Consider the following 15,907-nt stretch of genomic DNA (forward strand, 5'->3'; position numbering starts at 1 on the left):
GCTCTATTCCCTGGCCTTGGATTTATTTCCCGGCAACGGGAATAACCTTCATCGCCGCACGTCTCTCTAGTCCCAGCGTAGTGAACAGCCAGCTCCCCATGCATGAACTCGACGAACCGTTACGTGAACTCATCCCCAGGCTGCGGCGCTTTGCCGTGTCCCTGACGCGTAACACCAGCAGCGCCGACGACCTGGTGCAGTCGACCCTGGAACGGGCGATCATCAGTTGGGCCGACAAACGCGTCGAAGGCGACTTGCGCGCGTGGCTGTTCTCGATCCTCTATCGGCAGTTTCTCGACACCCACCGCCGCACACGGCGCTACGCACGCATGCTGGAATTCTTTACCGGGCGTGATGATGCACAGCCGTCGGTCGAACGTACGGTGATCGCCCAGTCAACCCTGCAAGCCTTCGATCAACTCAACACCGAGCAGCGCGCCCTGCTGCTGTGGGTCTCGGTCGAAGGCTTGAGCTACAAGGAAGTCGCCGAGATCCTCGATGTCCCCATCGGTACCGTGATGTCGCGCCTGTCCCGAGCACGCCAAGCCCTGCGTCAACTCAGTGATGGCGAAATTGCCAGCCCTTCCCTGCGGATACTCAAATGATCAGCCTGCCCCCCAGCGAACGCGATTTGCATGCCTACGTCGATCACCAACTGCTGGAAAGTGATCGCCGTGTCCTGGAAACCTATCTGGCGGCCCATCCGGACGTCGCCGCCCAGGTCCACGCCTGGCAGCACGACGCGCAATTGCTGCGCGCCGCATTGGGCGGTGCCCTGCAACAGCCGGCTAACCCGGACCTGGACCCGGCACTGATTCGCCAGCGCATCAAGCGCCAATCGCGCCGCCATTTCGCTACGGCAGCCATGCTATTGATCGCCGTCAGCCTCGGTGGCCTGGGTGGCTGGCACGCCCGTGAAGCCACTCAGCCGCCTCTGTTGCCGATGGCCGATGCGATGCAAGCCTTCCGCCTGTTTGCCCAGGACGGCATCATGCCCGCCGACTACAAGGTTCAGGGCGACGGCACGATGCAGGCTTGGCTAGACCGCTACTTCAACCAGGCGCACCGCCTGCCTGACCTGAGCGCATCGGGCTTCAGGCCGGTCAGCGGGCGCCTGCTCACTACCGAGCAAGGTGCCGCCGCCATGGTGCTCTACGAAGACCCGCAAGGGCGGCGCATCAGTTTCTACATCCGCCCGCCTGGCCCGGATAACGGTTTCCTGCCCAGTGGCAGCCGCCGCGCCGATGGCTTGCAGGCCCAATACTGGTCCGGCGCTGGCTACAACTATGCGGTGGTCAGCCCCGTGGGCCAGCCGACCCCGCAGATGCTGAAGTTCTAGAAGCCCACGCCCAACACGATGCTATCGAGCCAGGTGCCGCCCAGCGGCACCTAGCTCTATTGGTCAAATCGCGGCGGGCGCCCTACAGTAAGCGACCACTGAAATACAGAGTGACTTGCATTGGCCGTGCTTCCCCTTATCCGTCGCCTCCTCGGTAAAAGAACCGACAGCCTCGACGACTCGCCCATCCCTGCATTCTTTCAGCAAAAAGCCGAGCAACAGGGCTTTACTCTGAGCAGCGGCCAAACCCGCGCCATTGCCGCCCTGGCCCGTGAAACCAAGACCCTGCTCGCCGGCCAGCCCACCCGCAGCCTGTATGTGCACGGGCCGGTGGGCCGCGGCAAAAGCTGGCTGCTGGATGGCTTTTTTCAGGCGTTGCCGATTACCGAGAAGCAACGTGTGCACTTCCATGACTTTTTTGCCCAACTGCATCGCGGCATGTTCAAGCATCGCGGGCAAGACGATGCCCTGGTCTTGACCCTGGATGAACTGCTGACGGACTGCCGGGTGCTGTGTTTCGACGAATTCCACGTCCACGACATCGGCGATGCCATGTTGATATCTCGGCTGTTCAAGGCCCTGTTCGGACGCGGTGTGCTGGTGCTGGTAACGTCCAACTATGCGCCGCAAGACTTGCTACCCAACCCCCTGTATCACGAGCGCTTCAAGCCGGTGATCGACCTGATCGCCGCGCGTATGGAGGTGCTGGAAGTCAGCTCGCCCCAGGATTTTCGCAGCCTGCCCCAGACTCGGAGCGCGCAACGCTTTACCAGCGGTCACTACGTCTGGCCGGGGACCGCGAGCCAGCGCGAAGCACTCGGTTTGACCGCTGTAGACTGCACGCCTCAGCCCTTGCCCGTCGGCACTCGAACCTTGATATGTCGCCGCCATACAGGCCGCTCCATTGCCTTCACCTTCAACGACCTGTGCGAACAGTTGACGGCAGTGACGGACTACTTGCTGCTCTGCCAGGACTACGATGACTGGATCATCGACGGCCTGCCACAACTGGCGGAGTGCCCGATTGCCGTGCAGCAGCGATTCATCAATCTGGTGGACGTACTCTACGACCGGGACAAGCAACTGATTCTGATCGGCGAGCAGCCCCTCAACCTTGCCTTGGGTGGCAAAGCCATCGACCTCGCCCGCACCGCCAGCCGTCTCGGACAATTGCAACAGGCCGGCCCGCAACGCTCGCGCGACCCGGTATCATGAACGCCATTCACGCCACCTTGCCGAGTGACTGCGCCGTTCATGAATACCCTCGCCCAACTCAAGGCCGGCCAACTGGCCGGTATCACGCGGCTGGACCTGTCCTGTGGACTGACCGAATTCCCCCGGGAAATTTTCGAACTGGCCGACTCGCTGGAGATCCTCAACCTCAGCGGTAACGCCCTGAGCAGCCTGCCCGACGATCTGCACCGCCTGCCTCACCTGCGCGTGCTGTTTTGCTCGGATAACCTCTTTACTGAACTGCCAGCCTGCCTGGGCGAATGCACGAGACTGAGCATGATCGGCTTCAAGGCCAACCAGATCCGCCACGTGCCTGCCGCCGCGTTGCCGCCGTTGTTGCGCTGGCTGATCCTGACCGATAACTGCATCAGCCAATTGCCCGACGAACTGGGCAAGCGCCCGCTGCTGCAAAAGCTGATGCTGGCCGGCAATCACCTGGTGCACCTGCCGGAGAGCCTGGCCCACTGCCACAACCTCGAATTGCTGCGCATCGCCTCCAACCGCCTCACCCAGCTGCCGGAATGGCTACTGGCCCTGCCAAGCCTGACCTGGCTGGCCTATGCCGGTAACCCGGTGGAAATGGCGATGGAGGTGGCAGGTGATGACGCCACCCCCAATATTCCTTGGTCCGAACTGGAACTGGCCGAAGTCCTCGGTGAAGGCGCTTCCGGCGTTATCCGCAAAGCGCTGTGGAAACCGTCAGGCAAACCCGTCGCAGTCAAACTCTATAAAGGCACCATCACCAGCGACGGCTCACCGTTGCACGAAATGCAAGCCTGCATCGCCGCCGGGTTGCACCCCAACCTGATCACGGTAGAAGGCCGCGTTATCGGCCATCCTGATGACCAGGCCGCATTGGTGATGGACCTGATCGACCCGAGCTACCGCAACCTTGCAGCCCTGCCGAGCCTGGCCTCGTGCACCCGGGATATCTACGAACCGGGCATGCGCCTCAGTCTTGAAGTGGCCTTGCGCATGGCACGGGGCATCGCTTCGGTGACTGCGCATTTGCACCGTCATGGCATTACCCATGGCGACCTCTACGGCCACAATATTTTATGGAATGAAGCGGGTGATTGCCTGCTGGGGGACTTTGGCGCGGCTTCATTCCATGGCACGGCAAGCACCCTGGAAACCAAGGCGTTGCAGCGCATTGAAGTGCGAGCGTTCGGCGTGTTGCTGGGGGAGTTGTTGGAGCGGGTTGAGGAGCCGGTGAGCAGCGAATTGATGACGCTGCAAGAAAGCTGCTGTCAGCCTGATGTACTGGCGCGGCCAGGGTTCGAGGAAATCGAAGCACTGCTGAACCGGGACTGAAACTCGATTCAAATGTGGGAGCTGGCTTGCCTGCGATGAGCTCGTGTCATTCACTTTTTCAGTGACTGATACACCGCTATCGCAGGCAAGCCAGCTGCCGCACTTTTTACCGCGTTTCAGCCAGCCAGACCGACGAACATATCCTGCACGTCATCATGGTTGTCCAGGCCTTCCAGGAAGGCTTCGACTTCGGCCATCTGCTCGGCGCTCAAACCGCTCACCGGGTTTTTCGAGAGGTAACCCAGCTTGGCCGACAGCACGGTGAAACCCTGCTCCGGCAAGGCCTTTTGTACGGCGTCCAGGTCGGTGGTTTCGGTGATGAACAGGGTGGTGCCCTCTTCTTCGCCGTCTTCGAAATCCTGGGCCCCGGCTTCAATCGCGGCCATTTCCGGATCGGCGTCCGGGCTGTCCGGCGAGGCTTCGATCAGGCCGACGTGGTTGAAGTCCCACGCCACGGAGCCGGAGGCACCCAGTTGCCCCTTGCGGAACGCCACACGGATTTCAGCCACGGTGCGGTTGATGTTGTCGGTCACGCACTCGACGATCAGCGGCACCTGGTGCGGGGCGAACCCTTCGTAGGTCACACGGTGGTATTGCACGGTTTCGCCGAGCAGACCGGCGCCTTTCTTGATCGCGCGTTCCAGGGTTTCCTTGGGCATCGAGGCCTTTTTGGCCTGTTCCACCACCAGACGCAGGTGGGCGTTGGTCGCGGTGTCGGCGCCATTGCGGGCGGCGATGGTGATTTCTTTCACCAGCTTGCCGAAGATCTTGCCCTTGGCATTGGATGCCGCTTCTTTATGTTTGACTTTCCACTGTGCGCCCATGACTCACTCTCTTTTCGTCCATCGCGCCGAAACGTCTACTGGCCGGCGCTTTGGGGGCAGAGTTTATAGCGCAAGAACGCATCGTTCCACCAAAAAACCGTCAGGGTGCCAACTCGAAAAATGCCTGGGTCAAGCGCAATGAGCGCCGCCGCTCCATGCAGCCAAGCATGTGGTGATTCAGCAGCCCTTCGCCCTGGATCGGCACGGCGCACACGCGCGGGTCGGGGCTGACTTCCATCGACGACACCACGCCTACGCCCAATTCGGCAGCAACGGCCTCGGTCACCGCCTCACGGCTGTCGAGTTCCAGCAGCACCTTGGGCTGTACACCGGCAGCCAGGCAGGCGTCATCAAAGGTGCGCCGGGTGATGGAGCTGGGCTCGCGCAGCACCATGATCACGTCGTTGAGCTGATCCAGGCGGATACCCTTGGGCAGCGTCGCCCAGGGGTGACTGGCAGGCACCAGCGCACAGATCCGCGACTCGCTCAGGGGTAGCAGATGCAGGCCATTACGCGGCTCCACTTCGGTGAGCACCGCCACATCCGCATGCTCGGACAACAACGCAGCCAGGGTTTCCTGGGCGTTGCCCAAGCGCAGGTTGACGGTAATCCCAGGGTAACGCGCGCGCAGGCTGGCGATCATCGGCATCACCAGATGCGGGCCGTCCGCCGCCACTTCCAGGCGCCCGGTGAGCAATTGCCGGTTGGCCTCCAGCATCGCCTGTGCTTCATCCACCAGGCCGAAGATCGCCCGCGTGATCGCCGCCAGGCGCGCGCCCTCCTGCGTCACCTCTACCCGACGTGCGGTACGCCGCAGCAACGGGATCTGGTAGTGCTCTTCCAGAGCCTTGATATGCCCGGTTACCGCCGGTTGGCTGATGAACAGCCGCGCCGCCGCACGGGTAAAACTGCCTTCGCGGGCCACGGCATCGAATGCGCGCAATTGAAACAGATTCATAGCTATCGGCCTCACTGATAGCTCGTATAACAACAAACAATTTGATTGATGACAAGCCAAACTGCAATTTAGGCGCCGTAGCTTCAGCCCCCGATGCCTTGCGAGAATTTGAGATGACCACCGCGCCGATCCTGCTGACCCCTGGCCCCCTGACCACCTCCGCCCGGACCCGTCAGGCAATGATGGTGGATTGGGGTTCATGGGATGACCGTTTCAACCAGCTCACCGCCAGTGCGTGCGAACACCTGTTGGCGATTCTCAACGGCGCCGACAGTCACCATTGCGTGCCATTGCAAGGCAGCGGCACGTTCGCTGTCGAAGCCGCCATCGGCACCCTCGTACCGCACAACGCCAAGGTGCTGGTGCTGATCAACGGTGCCTATGGCAAGCGCCTGGCACGGATCTGCGAAGTGCTCGGCCGCGATTTCAGCACCTTTGAAACCGCCGAAGACAAACCGACCACCGCCGCCGACGTCGACCGGCTGCTGCAGGCCGACAAGGCCATCACCCACGTCGCGCTGATCCACTGCGAAACCAGCACCGGTATTCTCAACCCACTGCCGCAAATCGCCCAAGTCATTAAAAACCACGGCAAGCGCCTGATCATCGACGCCATGAGTTCCTTTGGTGCGCTGCCGATCGACGCCCGAGAAGTGCCGTTCGACGCTCTGATTGCCGCCTCCGGCAAATGCCTGGAAGGCGTGCCGGGGATGGGTTTTGTCTTCGCCGAAAAAACCGCGCTGGCCGCGGCCCAAGGCAACTGCCATTCCCTGGCGATGGACCTGTTTGACCAGCACAGCTACATGACCAAGACCGGCCAATGGCGCTTCACCCCGCCGACCCACGTGGTCGCAGCCCTTCACGAAGCGCTGCTGCAGTACGTTGAAGAAGGCGGCCTGCCCGCGCGCCATCAACGCTATGCACGCAACTGCCAGGTGCTGCTGGATGGCATGGCCGAACTGGGCCTGCGCAGCTTCCTACCGGCGGCGATCCAGGCGCCGATCATCGTCACCTTCCACGCTCCGCAACACCCGCGCTATCAATTCAAGGATTTTTACGAACGAGTCAAGGCGAAGGGTTTCATCCTGTATCCGGGCAAGTTGACCCAGGTGGAAACCTTTCGCGTGGGCTGCATCGGCCATGTCGATGCCACCGATATGAACGCCGCCGTCACCGCCATTGGCGAAGTACTGCAAGCCATGGGCATCACCCTCTCTTCCTTCGGAACAAACGCATGAACTACCAGAACCCCAACGCCCTGCAAGCTGTGATCCTCGACTGGGCCGGCACCGTGGTCGACTTCGGCTCCTTCGCACCGACGCAGATTTTTGTCGAAGCCTTTGCCGAATTCGACGTGCAAGTCTCCATCGAAGAAGCCCGAGGCCCGATGGGCATGGGCAAGTGGGACCACATCCGCACCCTGTGCGACCAGCCGCAGGTCGCCGAACGCTACCGCAAAGCCTTCGGCCGCACGCCGAGCGATGACGACGTAACCGCCATCTACCAACGCTTCATGCCATTGCAGATCGAGAAGATCGCCGAGCACTCGACGCTTATTCCCGGTGCCCTCGACACCATCGCACGGCTGCGCGTGCAAGGCATAAAGATCGGTTCCTGCTCCGGCTACCCCAAACAAGTGATGGATAAAGTCGTCGCACTGGCGGCCACCAACGGTTATATCGCCGATCATGTAGTGGCCACCGATGAAGTGCCCAATGGTCGCCCCTGGCCGGCCCAGGCGCTGACTAATGTGATCGCGCTGGGTATCGATGATGTGGCAGCGTGCGTAAAGGTTGACGACACGGTGCCGGGCATCCTCGAAGGCCGCCGCGCCGGCATGTGGACCGTTGCCCTGACCTGTTCAGGCAACGCACTGGGATTGACCTACGCGCAGTTCAGCGCCCTTGACGCCGCGACCCTGGCCAGCGAGCGCAAGCGCGTCGAAGCGATGTTCGAAGGCTCGCGCCCGCACTACCTGATCGACACCATCAACGACCTGCCTTCGGTGATCGCCGACATCAATGCGCGCCTGGCGCGTGGGGAAATGCCGCAGAGCCACTGACCGAGGTCAAGAAAAGCGCAGTCGCACCGGGTAAAACGCACAAAACAGGCTTACATTAAAAGGACTTCGTCATTAAAGAACGGAGGTATGACCTGATAAGTGAGGAACACAGCGATGCCGTGGAAAAACTCCGATACGCGCTACAGCACCCTGTCGATCGCGTTGCACTGGTTGATGGTGGTGCTGCTGGCAGTGGTCTACGCCTGCATTGAACTGCGCGGCCAGTTTCCGAAAGGCAGCGGTGCGCGAACGTTGATCGTCGAAATGCACTTTATGTTTGGCCTTACCGTGTTTGTGCTGGTGTGGCTGCGGTTATTTGCGCGCAGCCTGGGCGTGGCACCGAAGATCCTACCTGCACCGCCACAATGGCAGCGTTTGCTGGCTACGCTGATGCATGTCGCGTTGTATGCGTTGATGATCGGCATGCCGATTGCCGGTTGGCTGATTGTCAGTGCCGAGGGGCATTCGGTGAGTTTCTATGGCATGGAGTTGCCGCCGTTGATTGGCGAGAACAAGGACCTCGCCAAGCAGATTGAAGGCTGGCATGTCTGGTTCGGCAAAGTCGGTTATTGGCTGATCGGGCTGCATGCACTGGCGGGGATTGCTCACCATTACATCCTGCGGGATAACACGGCGTTGCGGATGATACCGGGTCGGTTTGCCAGGAAAACAGCTGAATGATGGACCTCTATTGCGGCATGGGTAGCATGTGCTGCGTTGTATCTGTGACGGTCTGACAGGCGACCTGGTTTTATCAGGGGTTACCGGTTCAAATGTGGAAGCTGGCTTGCCTGCGAAGGCGGTAGGTCAGCTACAGAATGTCAATTGATACACCCTCTTCGCAGGCAAGCCAGCCCCACAAGGGTTCTGCGTCAGGCATTGAACCCTCGACAGCCCTGCAGGCCGCCGGTGTGGACGAAGATCAGGCGTGTGCCGGGGGAGAAGCGCCCGGCTTCGATCTGCAGCTTCAACGCCAGTAACGCCTTGCCGGTGTAGAGCGGCTCCAAGGGCACACCGCAGGCCTGCTGCGTAGCGTCGATAAAATCGAGCAGCAACGGATCAACTTTGGCAAAGCCCCCGCGACTAGCGTCCAACAGTTCATAACCTCCCTGCACGATCGCTTCGACGTTCTGCGCCACACCGTGATCATCCGGCACCGCCATGGCGCCGTACACCGTGTGTGCCCCCGCCTCTGCCAGCACCAGGCCGGCCAATGTGGTGCCAGTGCCCGCAGCTAACCACCAAGCGTCGTAATCGGCCCACCCCCGCGCGGGCAATTGCGCCCGCACCTGCTCGACCAACACGGAGCAACCCAATGCACCCGCACTACCGCCGCCGCCTTCAGGCACGGGATGCAGATGGGGATACTGCTCACGCCACGGCAGCCAAAAGTCCGGCTCATGGCGCGCGCGGTAGCCGCCATAACCCAGCCAATGCAATTGCATGCCAAAAGCCTTCAAGTCGAGGACAGTAGGGGTGTCTTGTGGATGCCCGCGCAGCAGGCCTACGGTGAGGAAGTCAAAACGCTTGCCGGCAGCGGCTAACGCGTGCAAATGGTTGGAGTAAGCGCCGCCCAGGCTGATGATGCCGCGGGCGTTTTGCGCCTGCGCTAAATGCCCACTGAGCTTGAACCATTTGTTGCCACTGATCAGCGGGTCGATACAATCCAGGCGCAACACGGCCAGCTCGACCCCTTGCAGCCAATCCAGTTGCAAGGGTTCAAGCGGTGCGCGGGGAAACCAATCGAAGGGGCCCATCGGGAAACATCTGCATGAAAAATGGGGCGGTAGTCTAACACCGCCCCGTTTGGGTTCTTACAGTTCGGCAGCGAGGCGTGAACCCTGATTGATAGCGCGCTTTGCATCCAACTCGGCCGCCACATCGGCGCCGCCGATCAGGTGCACGTTCTGGCCCGCCGCGACCAGGCCGTCCTGCAGTTCGCGCAGCGGGTCCTGGCCGGCGCAGATGACGATGTTGTCCACCGCCAGCACTTGGGGTTCACCCTCGGCGCCAATGCGGATATGCAGGCCTTCATCGTCGACTTTCAAATACTCGACGCTGTTGAGCATCTGCACCTGCTTGTTCTTCAAACCGGTACGGTGGATCCAGCCGGTAGTCTTGCCCAGGCCGTCGCCCACCTTGGAAGTCTTGCGTTGCAGCAAGAACACTTCACGCGCCGGCGCATGGGGTTGCGGTTTGATACCGGCTACACCACCGCGGGCTTGCAGCTGGGTGTCGATGCCCCACTCTTTCCAGAACGCTTCGCGGTCCAGGCTGGTGGACACACCTTGGTGCACGAGAAATTCCGAGACGTCGAAACCGATACCACCGGCGCCGATCACCGCTACGCGCTTGCCTACCGGCTTGCGTTCGAGGATCACGTCCAGGTAGCTCAGTACCTTGGCATTCTCGACCCCCGGGATCGCCGGGGTACGCGGCGCGATGCCGGTAGCCAGGATGATCTCGTCATAACCGCCCGCCGCCAGTTGCGCCACGTCCACACGGGTATTGAGGCAAAGCTCCACGTGGGTGGTCTGCAATTTGCGCTTGAAGTAGCGCAGGGTTTCGAAGAACTCCTCCTTGCCCGGCACGCGCTTGGCGATATTGAACTGGCCGCCGATCTCGCTGGCGGAATCAAACAGCGTCACCTGATGGCCGCGCTCCGCAGCCACGGTTGCCGCCGCCAGACCGGCAGGACCGGCACCAACCACGGCGATCTTCTTGATTTGCTGCACGGGCAGGTAGTTGAGCTCAGTCTCATAGCACGCGCGCGGGTTGACCAAACAGGTGGTCAGCTTGCCGCCGAAGGTGTGGTCCAGGCAGGCCTGATTGCAGCCGATACAGGTGTTGATTTCATCGGCACGGCCAGCGGCGGCCTTGTTGACGAATTCCGGGTCGGCCAGGAATGGGCGTGCCATGGACACCATGTCGGCATCGCCCTCGGCGAGGATCTGCTCGGCGATTTCCGGGGTGTTGATGCGGTTGGTAGTAATCAGCGGAATCTGCACCGCACCGCGCAGTTTGGCGGTGACTTTGCTGAACGCGCCGCGCGGCACCTTGGTGGCGATGGTCGGGATACGCGCTTCGTGCCAGCCAATCCCGGTGTTGATAAGGGTCGCACCGGCGCCTTCGATAGCCTTGGCCAACTGCACAATTTCTTCCCAGCTGCTGCCGCCCTCCACCAGATCGAGCATCGACAGGCGGAAGATAATGATGAAATTCGGGCCGACGGCTTCACGCACACGGCGCACGATATCCACCGCAAGGCGCATGCGGTTTTCGTAGCTACCGCCCCAACGGTCGGTGCGATGGTTGGTGTGGGCGGCGAGGAACTGGTTAATGAAGTAGCCTTCGGACCCCATGATTTCCACGCCGTCGTACTCGGCGACCTGGGCCAGCAACGAACAGGTGACAAAATCCTGGATCTGCTTTTCGATGCCTTCTTCGTCCAGCTCCTTGGGCTTGAACGGATTGATCGGCGCCTGGATCGCGCTCGGTGCAACTTGTTTAGGGCTGTAGGCATAACGACCGGCGTGGAGGATCTGCATGCAGATCTTGCCGCCCGCCTCGTGCACGGCTTTGGTCACGATCTTGTGTTTTTGCGCTTCTTCGTCGGTGGTCAGCTTGGCCGCGCCGGCGTACACCCCGCCCTCGTCATTCGGGCCAATGCCGCCCGTGACCATCAGGCCAACGCCGCCACGGGCGCGCTCGGCAAAATAGGCGGCCATGCGTTCGAAACCGCCGGGCTTTTCTTCAAGGCCTGTGTGCATCGAGCCCATCAGGGTACGGTTGCGCAAGGTGGTAAAACCCAGGTCCAACGGGGCCAGCAGGTGCGGGTAGGCAACAGCGGTCATGGTCAAGCTCCACAACGGATCATCACGGGGGCGTGACAGGCTCATGCGGCCCGCCATCGGTTTATGTCCCACAGACTAAGAGCCGGCGGACTACCGCTCAATGACTGAAACTGACAAGTTATTGATCCAAATGCACAGCGCCCCTTGGCAAGCCGGCCCATGGGCCCTACCCTAGTCGGCGAACCCTGCACACGGTCTGTTGTCTGTTGCCCCATGCGTAAACTTCTAGCTTTTACCGCCACCATGGCCCTGGTTGCCGCCGTCGCCGCGTATCTGGTCTGGACCCAGGAGCGCCCCGTGGCGCATTACCTGTCGGACCTGCGCATCACCCTCGCCGTCAACGAAGGCCTGCCGGCTGACCGTGGCAACTTGCTGGGCATCCAGCCGGAGCTGTTTCCGGCCGACTACCAGAGCCTGGAGCGCCTGCACCTGAAGCTGTCGGCCTACCTGCAAAAAGCACGCGACCAAGGGCTGATCAACGACAAGACCATCGTGGTACTGCCCGAACATATTGGCACCTGGCTGATGCTCATAGGCGAGAAGAACGAGGTCTACCAGGCTCTCCACGCGAAGGATGCGATGAATTGGCTGTCGGTCAGCAACCCACTGATGTTTGCGCGCGCGTGGATCAGCGCCACGGGCGACAACCGCACCGACGACGCCTACCTGCGCATGAAAGCCGATGGCATGGCGCGGGACTATCAGGTGTTGTTTGGCGGCCTGGCCAAGGAGTTTGGCGTGACCTTGGTGGCCGGCTCCATCACCCTGCCCAACCCAAGCGTCAGTCAGGGACAGCTGCAGGTCGGCCATGGTGCGCTGTATAACGCCAGCGTTGTCTTCAGCGCCGACGGTTTGCCCGTCGGCGAGCCGCAGCGTCAGCTCTACCCGATCTACGATGAACGTGGCTTTATCGAACCCGGTGATGAAAACGTCGTCAGCGTGGTCGACACCCCGGCCGGTCGCCTGGGCGTGCTGGTGGGCAGCGACAGCTGGTACCCGGACAACTACCGCAAACTCAACGAACACGGCGCGCAGTTGATCGCAGTGCCAGCCTTTGTGCTGGGACGTGACACCTGGGACCGCCCATGGCGCGGTTTCAAAAGCGTCTCCACCCCGACTGAAATCAGCCTCAAGCCCGAAGAACTCAGTGAAGGCGAAGCCTGGCGCCGTCTCACGCTGATCAGCCAGCCGCCCGTCAGTCAGGCAAGCGCCGGCATGAGCGTGTTCCTGCGTGGACAGTTCTGGGACCTGGGCACTGCTGGGCATAGCTTCCTCAGCAGCAACGGGCACATCAGCGCAGATAGCGACGCCCGTGGTGCGCGCTTGTTGAATATCTGGCTGTGAAGCCCGTACGGCTGGGGGACCTGTCGGTGGGCTTCGTGCACACCCTGGCGGATGCCATCCACAGCCACGGCCTGGACCCGCAGCCGCTGCTGCTGCAATACGGCCTCGACCCGGCCCGCCTCGCAGAGGCCGGAGCACGCTTATCGATCCCGCGTTACATGCGCCTTGGCCATGCGGCCATCCAGCTCACCGGCGACCCAAGCCTGGGTTTGCGCATGGGCCAGTTCAGCCGCTTGAGCCAGTCAGGGCTCGCGGGCGTCACTGCCGCCCAGGCGCCCAACGTACGCGAGGCTGCGCGCACATTGACTCGTTTCGAAGCACTGTATGGCTCCAATTATCGCGGGCAGTCGAGCTTTGTCGAGGATGCCGAAGGCGCATGGCTGCGCTTCTACTCCATCAGCCCCTACAACGCCTTCAACCGCTTTGTGGTCGACTCGATCATCGCCGGCTGGCTGCATCAGTTGTCGAGCCTGGCCCAGCATCGGGTGCAGGCACAACGCATCGACATCGAATTTGAAGCACCGGTGTATGCCGATCAGTACAACCCGCTCGGAGACATTCACTTCAGCGCCGAGGCCAACCAATTGCGCCTCAACCAGCAAACCCTGGCCCTGCGCAACCCGCAGCACTGCCCAAGCACCTGGAACTTGTTGTTACAACTTTGTGAGAGAGAGTTGGAGCAATTGACCCGCACCCGCAGCCTGCGCGAGCGCATTACCCGGTTGCTCGGGCCGATGCTCAATGGCGGCCGGGAACCCGACCTGGAAGAAGTGGCGGCACGCTTGAAGCTGCCGACCTGGACGCTACGCCGCAAACTGGCCGAAGAAGGCACTCAGTTCCGCGCAATTCTCAACGATACCCGCCGCGACCTGGCCATGACCTATATTCGCGACACGGAACTGGCGTTCGGCGAGATCGCCTACTTGCTCGGTTTTGCCTCGGCCCAAGCCTTCCAGCGGGCGTTCAGGCGGTGGAACAACCAGACCCCAGGGGAATTTCGCCGCAGTCAGCGGCATTCCGCCTGAAGTCGGTCTTACAGCTCGGTTGCATCGTCTGCGGGTTCCAGCGGGTCCCATTCAAAGGCCTGGTACTCGAGCAGCTCTTCCTGGTAATCGTCCATGGGGGACTCCTTTTTTGAATTAAAAGCGGTTGCAAACAAATGACATTCATCACAAGCCTAAAGTGCCGTGATGACGAAAAAATGTCTGCGCCATGACGTTCCTGCACTTCAGGATTAAACGTAGCAGCGCTTTATGGATTTAGTCGCCAGGACTTGAGGTGCGATTGCAATCATTGCAATTGCAATAATATAGAGAATTCGATTAGGGTAGGCGCATCTGTTACCAGGTGACTCGCCCATGCCCGCCTCCACCCTTGACTGCGCGCAACGCTGCATCGACGTTTTGAGCGCCGCAGAAGACCCTCCCAACTCACCGCTGTACACCGTGATGACCATGGCCAACACGCTCGAATCCAGCCGACAGGCGTGGGTGATTCGCGGCCAGTCACGCTCCCGGCGTGTGGGGAACTGGCCCCGCTGGTTTGCGCGCAATACCGTCGAAAAACCCTTGCTGTACCTACACAGCGCGCAATCATCGGCACAGTTGAGTGCGCTGGCGGACGTGACCCAGCAGCGCGGCATCCTGTGTAACGACATCGAAAACCAGCCTTCGCCCTGGCCCAAAGGTGCACAACCTTCCCTGCCGCTGTGGCTCGCTACCCATCCACGTTGCACGCCGTACGACCCGGCGTCCGGCGAAGAAGCCCGGGCAATCGTGTTGGCTGGCTTGCACACGCTGTATGTCGACGGTGAACCGGGGTTTTATTACCTGGCGTTGCATGATCAGCAAAGCGCAGGGGTGCTGAGCGCGCAGGATCGCGAGGACGCGCTCAAGGGCATGTACCCAATCAAGCGTGACCACACGGGCGACGTACGTTTGCTCGGTGCGGGCCGGGCACTGGAAGACGTGCTGCATGCCGCACGGTTATTGAAGCAGGACTGGGACATCAAGGCCCAGGTGTGGAGTTGCCCCAGTTACACGCGACTGGCGCGTGAGGCTGCAGCGGCTGAACGCTGGAATCGGCTGCACCCCACAGCGCCCAAGCGCAGTTGCCATCTGCGTGAATGCCTGGCCGCAACTGCGGCGCCAGTGATAGCCGTCACCGGGTATCCGCAGGCGATTGTCGATCAGTTGGCCGCTCATATGGATGCGCGGTTTGTGGCGCTGGGAGCGGGGTCGGTGCAGGCCGGTGCGCCGAGTCGGTATTGGATTGTGGTGATGGCGCTGCGGGCGTTGGCGGATGAGGGGCGCATTGATATTCAGCAGGTGGAAACAGCGATGGCCCGGTACCCACTCAAATGAACTGGAATGCCGTCAACTGTGGGAGCTGGCTTGCCTGCTCCCACATTGGATCTCTGCTGAGGCTCAGGTTTTGCGCCGGCTGCGGGTCTGTACCCCGGCTTCCATCGCCAGCCCCGCTGTGCGCTCCAGCGCATCCGCAAACCCCCGGCGCTGCGCCGGCTCGATCTGCGACAGAAACAACTCATCCACCGTGCTCTCGTAGATCTTCCACATTTTCTTACGCAACACCCGGCCGGCATCGGTGATCGAGGCAAACGCCGCGCGGCCGTCGCCATCGGAGCGCGAACGCACGACCAAGCCATCCTTTTCCAGGCGGTCGACCAGACGCGTGAGGTTGTAGCGCTCGATGGCCAACACATCCGCCAGCTCGTGCATGCGGCGGGTGCCATCGGGGCCGCTTTCCAGGCCCCACAATGCGTCGTACCAGGCATAGGGCGGCAAGTCCGCCTCGGCCAGGCGGCGTTCGATTTCACGGATGACCGTCCTGTGGGCCCTGACAAAACGGAACCATACATCAGGCTCTTTCGACGACATGCAACACCATCCGAGGGATTTCAAGAAGGTTGCAATAGTAGCTCATCCCGCGCTAGATTCGGTCATGTAGTTGCAATTGCAA

Annotated in this window: 15 protein-coding genes; 10 read left to right on the top strand and 5 right to left on the bottom strand. The window is 61.3% G+C overall.

Annotation, left to right across the window (positions count from 1 at the left end; translation table 11 throughout):
• Positions 1-98: 98 nt before the first annotated feature.
• From AACY08_RS01480 to AACY08_RS01495, 4 genes are all read left to right on the top strand, one after another.
• Entirely contained in the window at positions 99-605 is a 507-nt protein-coding gene (locus tag AACY08_RS01480) for a sigma-70 family RNA polymerase sigma factor (RefSeq protein WP_339417958.1), read from the top strand.
• Positions 602-1,339: an anti-sigma factor family protein gene (locus AACY08_RS01485; protein ID WP_339417959.1), complete on the top strand. Its 738-nt coding sequence runs from the start codon at positions 602-604 to the stop codon at positions 1,337-1,339. The genes AACY08_RS01480 and AACY08_RS01485 overlap by 4 nt, the downstream gene beginning before the upstream one ends.
• A gap of 120 nt (positions 1,340-1,459) precedes the next feature.
• Complete coding sequence (gene zapE / locus AACY08_RS01490; protein WP_339467516.1) at positions 1,460-2,554, top strand: cell division protein ZapE; 1,095 nt, start codon at positions 1,460-1,462, stop codon at positions 2,552-2,554.
• 39 nt (positions 2,555-2,593) lie between these two features.
• Positions 2,594-3,886, top strand: coding sequence for a protein kinase (locus AACY08_RS01495; RefSeq protein WP_339467518.1), 1,293 nt, complete (start codon positions 2,594-2,596; stop codon positions 3,884-3,886).
• 116 nt (positions 3,887-4,002) lie between these two features.
• On the opposite strand, the gene AACY08_RS01500 is transcribed toward AACY08_RS01495, so the two are convergent.
• Both AACY08_RS01500 and AACY08_RS01505 read right to left on the bottom strand, forming a co-directional pair.
• Positions 4,003-4,710, bottom strand: a complete 708-nt coding sequence (locus AACY08_RS01500) for a YebC/PmpR family DNA-binding transcriptional regulator (RefSeq protein WP_049712595.1) — start codon at positions 4,708-4,710, stop codon at positions 4,003-4,005.
• A gap of 100 nt (positions 4,711-4,810) precedes the next feature.
• Positions 4,811-5,668: a LysR substrate-binding domain-containing protein gene (locus AACY08_RS01505; protein WP_339438285.1), complete on the bottom strand. Its 858-nt coding sequence runs from the start codon at positions 5,666-5,668 to the stop codon at positions 4,811-4,813.
• A gap of 113 nt (positions 5,669-5,781) precedes the next feature.
• Between AACY08_RS01505 and AACY08_RS01510 the strand changes: the two genes are divergently transcribed.
• The 3 genes from AACY08_RS01510 to AACY08_RS01520 all read left to right on the top strand — a co-directional run bounded on the left by AACY08_RS01510 (position 5,782) and on the right by AACY08_RS01520 (position 8,411).
• Positions 5,782-6,906 (top strand): 2-aminoethylphosphonate--pyruvate transaminase, encoded by a 1,125-nt coding sequence (locus AACY08_RS01510; protein ID WP_339467519.1) that lies wholly within the window; start codon positions 5,782-5,784, stop codon positions 6,904-6,906.
• On the top strand, positions 6,903-7,730 hold the full coding sequence (gene phnX / locus AACY08_RS01515) for a phosphonoacetaldehyde hydrolase (protein ID WP_339467520.1): 828 nt from the start codon (positions 6,903-6,905) through the stop codon (positions 7,728-7,730). Before AACY08_RS01510 ends, phnX begins: the two co-directional genes overlap by 4 nt.
• A 114-nt stretch (positions 7,731-7,844) precedes the next feature.
• Positions 7,845-8,411, top strand: coding sequence for a cytochrome b (locus AACY08_RS01520; RefSeq protein WP_339467523.1), 567 nt, complete (start codon positions 7,845-7,847; stop codon positions 8,409-8,411).
• A gap of 191 nt (positions 8,412-8,602) precedes the next feature.
• Here AACY08_RS01520 and AACY08_RS01525 read toward each other — a convergent pair whose 3' ends face one another.
• Positions 8,603-9,487: a 1-aminocyclopropane-1-carboxylate deaminase/D-cysteine desulfhydrase gene (locus AACY08_RS01525; RefSeq protein ID WP_339467525.1), complete on the bottom strand. Its 885-nt coding sequence runs from the start codon at positions 9,485-9,487 to the stop codon at positions 8,603-8,605.
• A 57-nt stretch (positions 9,488-9,544) separates the two neighbouring features.
• On the bottom strand, positions 9,545-11,584 hold the full coding sequence (locus AACY08_RS01530; protein WP_339467743.1) for an NADPH-dependent 2,4-dienoyl-CoA reductase: 2,040 nt from the start codon (positions 11,582-11,584) through the stop codon (positions 9,545-9,547).
• Positions 11,585-11,797: 213 nt separating this feature from the next.
• Between AACY08_RS01530 and AACY08_RS01535 the strand changes: the two genes are divergently transcribed.
• The 3 genes from AACY08_RS01535 (at position 11,798) to AACY08_RS01545 (ending at position 15,291) form a co-directional block, all read left to right on the top strand.
• Positions 11,798-12,928, top strand: coding sequence for a carbon-nitrogen hydrolase family protein (locus AACY08_RS01535; protein WP_339467527.1), 1,131 nt, complete (start codon positions 11,798-11,800; stop codon positions 12,926-12,928).
• Positions 12,925-13,953 carry an AraC family transcriptional regulator gene (locus AACY08_RS01540; protein ID WP_339467529.1) on the top strand — a complete coding sequence of 343 codons (1,029 nt, stop codon included), beginning with the start codon at positions 12,925-12,927 and terminating at the stop codon, positions 13,951-13,953. The genes AACY08_RS01535 and AACY08_RS01540 overlap by 4 nt, the downstream gene beginning before the upstream one ends.
• A 333-nt stretch (positions 13,954-14,286) precedes the next feature.
• Complete coding sequence (locus AACY08_RS01545; protein ID WP_339467532.1) at positions 14,287-15,291, top strand: transketolase-like TK C-terminal-containing protein; 1,005 nt, start codon at positions 14,287-14,289, stop codon at positions 15,289-15,291.
• A 63-nt stretch (positions 15,292-15,354) separates the two neighbouring features.
• On the opposite strand, the gene AACY08_RS01550 is transcribed toward AACY08_RS01545, so the two are convergent.
• Positions 15,355-15,825 carry a MarR family winged helix-turn-helix transcriptional regulator gene (locus AACY08_RS01550; protein ID WP_339467535.1) on the bottom strand — a complete coding sequence of 157 codons (471 nt, stop codon included), beginning with the start codon at positions 15,823-15,825 and terminating at the stop codon, positions 15,355-15,357.
• Positions 15,826-15,907 lie beyond the last annotated feature (82 nt).

Source organism: Pseudomonas sp. EL_65y_Pfl1_R83, from assembly GCF_963970695.1.
Classification (GTDB): domain Bacteria; phylum Pseudomonadota; class Gammaproteobacteria; order Pseudomonadales; family Pseudomonadaceae; genus Aquipseudomonas; species Aquipseudomonas tritici.

Coding starts and splice junctions, on each gene's coding strand:
- AACY08_RS01535 (WP_339467527.1), top strand. CDS start 11,798: ATGCGTAAACTTCTAGCTTTTACCGCCACCATGGCCCTGGTTGCCGCC.
- AACY08_RS01520 (WP_339467523.1), top strand. CDS start 7,845: ATGCCGTGGAAAAACTCCGATACGCGCTACAGCACCCTGTCGATCGCG.
- phnX (WP_339467520.1), top strand. CDS start 6,903: ATGAACTACCAGAACCCCAACGCCCTGCAAGCTGTGATCCTCGACTGG.
- AACY08_RS01495 (WP_339467518.1), top strand. CDS start 2,594: ATGAATACCCTCGCCCAACTCAAGGCCGGCCAACTGGCCGGTATCACG.
- AACY08_RS01500 (WP_049712595.1), bottom strand. CDS start 4,710: ATGGGCGCACAGTGGAAAGTCAAACATAAAGAAGCGGCATCCAATGCC.
- AACY08_RS01510 (WP_339467519.1), top strand. CDS start 5,782: ATGACCACCGCGCCGATCCTGCTGACCCCTGGCCCCCTGACCACCTCC.
- AACY08_RS01545 (WP_339467532.1), top strand. CDS start 14,287: ATGCCCGCCTCCACCCTTGACTGCGCGCAACGCTGCATCGACGTTTTG.
- AACY08_RS01550 (WP_339467535.1), bottom strand. CDS start 15,825: ATGTCGTCGAAAGAGCCTGATGTATGGTTCCGTTTTGTCAGGGCCCAC.
- AACY08_RS01485 (WP_339417959.1), top strand. CDS start 602: ATGATCAGCCTGCCCCCCAGCGAACGCGATTTGCATGCCTACGTCGAT.
- AACY08_RS01505 (WP_339438285.1), bottom strand. CDS start 5,668: ATGAATCTGTTTCAATTGCGCGCATTCGATGCCGTGGCCCGCGAAGGC.
- AACY08_RS01530 (WP_339467743.1), bottom strand. CDS start 11,584: ATGACCGCTGTTGCCTACCCGCACCTGCTGGCCCCGTTGGACCTGGGT.
- AACY08_RS01480 (WP_339417958.1), top strand. CDS start 99: ATGCATGAACTCGACGAACCGTTACGTGAACTCATCCCCAGGCTGCGG.
- AACY08_RS01525 (WP_339467525.1), bottom strand. CDS start 9,487: ATGGGCCCCTTCGATTGGTTTCCCCGCGCACCGCTTGAACCCTTGCAA.